General features: G+C 54.2%; 2 tRNA genes and 2 rRNA genes (1 of these 4 cut by a window edge). All 4 read left to right on the top strand.

Annotated elements, in window-relative coordinates:
• Positions 1-59 precede the first annotated feature (59 nt).
• Positions 60-1,548: ribosomal RNA gene (locus LPW26_RS19510) — 16S ribosomal RNA — on the top strand.
• Between the two features lie 213 nt (positions 1,549-1,761).
• A tRNA-Ile gene (locus LPW26_RS19515) sits at positions 1,762-1,838 on the top strand.
• 34 nt (positions 1,839-1,872) lie between these two features.
• Positions 1,873-1,948 (top strand) — tRNA-Ala (locus tag LPW26_RS19520).
• 430 nt (positions 1,949-2,378) lie between these two features.
• Positions 2,379-2,500, top strand: a 23S ribosomal RNA gene (locus LPW26_RS19525); it runs 2,701 nt beyond the window's last position.
• The 16S and 23S rRNA genes sit together here with 2 tRNA genes alongside, the layout of an rRNA operon.

Raw genomic sequence — 2,500 nt, forward strand, 5'->3', positions numbered from 1 at the left:
GGCGTAAAATGGTGGGACCTCGTCAAACGTTGTGATCAGCCGGTTCAAAGTTTCAAGTCCAACTTGAGAGTTTGATCCTGGCTCAGAGCGAACGCTGGCGGCAGGCTTAACACATGCAAGTCGAACGGGCGTAGCAATACGTCAGTGGCAGACGGGTGAGTAACACGTGGGAACGTACCTTTTGGTTCGGAACAACTGAGGGAAACTTCAGCTAATACCGGATAAGCCCTTACGGGGAAAGATTTATCGCCGAAAGATCGGCCCGCGTCTGATTAGCTAGTTGGTGAGGTAATGGCTCACCAAGGCGACGATCAGTAGCTGGTCTGAGAGGATGATCAGCCACATTGGGACTGAGACACGGCCCAAACTCCTACGGGAGGCAGCAGTGGGGAATATTGGACAATGGGCGAAAGCCTGATCCAGCCATGCCGCGTGAGTGATGAAGGCCCTAGGGTTGTAAAGCTCTTTTGTGCGGGAAGATAATGACGGTACCGCAAGAATAAGCCCCGGCTAACTTCGTGCCAGCAGCCGCGGTAATACGAAGGGGGCTAGCGTTGCTCGGAATCACTGGGCGTAAAGGGTGCGTAGGCGGGTCTTTAAGTCAGAGGTGAAAGCCTGGAGCTCAACTCCAGAACTGCCTTTGATACTGAAGATCTTGAGTATGGGAGAGGTGAGTGGAACTGCGAGTGTAGAGGTGAAATTCGTAGATATTCGCAAGAACACCAGTGGCGAAGGCGGCTCACTGGCCCATTACTGACGCTGAGGCACGAAAGCGTGGGGAGCAAACAGGATTAGATACCCTGGTAGTCCACGCCGTAAACGATGAATGCCAGCCGTTAGTGGGTTTACTCACTAGTGGCGCAGCTAACGCTTTAAGCATTCCGCCTGGGGAGTACGGTCGCAAGATTAAAACTCAAAGGAATTGACGGGGGCCCGCACAAGCGGTGGAGCATGTGGTTTAATTCGACGCAACGCGCAGAACCTTACCAGCCCTTGACATGTCCAGGACCGGTCGCAGAGATGTGACCTTCTCTTCGGAGCCTGGAGCACAGGTGCTGCATGGCTGTCGTCAGCTCGTGTCGTGAGATGTTGGGTTAAGTCCCGCAACGAGCGCAACCCCCGTCCTTAGTTGCTACCATTTAGTTGAGCACTCTAAGGAGACTGCCGGTGATAAGCCGCGAGGAAGGTGGGGATGACGTCAAGTCCTCATGGCCCTTACGGGCTGGGCTACACACGTGCTACAATGGCGGTGACAATGGGATGCTAAGGGGCGACCCTTCGCAAATCTCAAAAAACCGTCTCAGTTCGGATTGGAGTCTGCAACTCGACTCCATGAAGTTGGAATCGCTAGTAATCGTGGATCAGCATGCCACGGTGAATACGTTCCCGGGCCTTGTACACACCGCCCGTCACACCATGGGAGTTGGTTCTACCTGAAGGTAGTGCGCTAACCCGCAAGGGAGGCAGCTAACCACGGTAGGGTCAGCGACTGGGGTGAAGTCGTAACAAGGTAGCCGTAGGGGAACCTGCGGCTGGATCACCTCCTTTCTAAGGATGGGTCTTCAGCCTTGCTCGCTCTTCGGAGTGATCAACTATCGACCTGTTTTAGAAACATCAGGGTCTCTAAGTCATATGAGACCCATTGGCGGGATTTCGCCGTCTTCGTTTCTCTTTCTTCGCGGACGAACACGCGCCTGGGGTGCGCATTCGATCGATTGGGCCTTGGTCCGTCGATGGTTTGCTTGCTGCCTCTCGTGCTGAGGGCTTGTAGCTCAGTTGGTTAGAGCGCGCGCTTGATAAGCGTGAGGTCGGAAGTTCAAGTCTTCCCAGGCCCACCACACTCATCGAGCGTCGCATTCGTCTTCTGGTTACGGGGCCATAGCTCAGCTGGGAGAGCGCGTGCTTTGCAAGCATGAGGTCGTCGGTTCGATCCCGTCTGGCTCCACCAGATGGACGATCATCGACCCTTTGATCAGACCCGTGTTTGCACCTCCATGCTGTCATCCGGACAGCGATGAAGGTCATCGTCCGCAACTTTTATTCGCCTGCCTGTGCACAGCACGGCCGGCGAGTTATCTGACATCGTAAAGAGGAGATCGATCCGAGTTCGGATCTGCTGAGCAATCTGCGGAGACCGTTCGCTTATCTCCGGAGTGTTTTCGGCGCCTGATCAAGCTTCAAGCGACATCGTAAGATGTTGCCAAGCGAGAACAGGTTGTAAAACGCTTCTTGTTGACGACGCTTGACCGCATCGTCATCGGTTCGATCTTACGAAGCAATAACTGGTCTTTCTAATCATTGTCCGTTTGCGAAACGCGTCCTTTAAGGGTGGTTCGCGAGTACATTCAGCCGAGTGTGTGGACATTGATAATGAGAGCAATCAAGTGCCTTAAGGGTGTTCGACGGATGCCTTGGCGCTGAGAGGCGATGAAGGACGTGCTACGCTGCGATAAGCCATGGGGAGCTGCGAAGAAGCTTTGATCCGTGGATTTCCGAATGG

It is taken from the genome of Rhodopseudomonas infernalis (assembly GCF_022271405.1).
Lineage (GTDB): Bacteria > Pseudomonadota > Alphaproteobacteria > Rhizobiales > Xanthobacteraceae > Rhodopseudomonas > Rhodopseudomonas infernalis.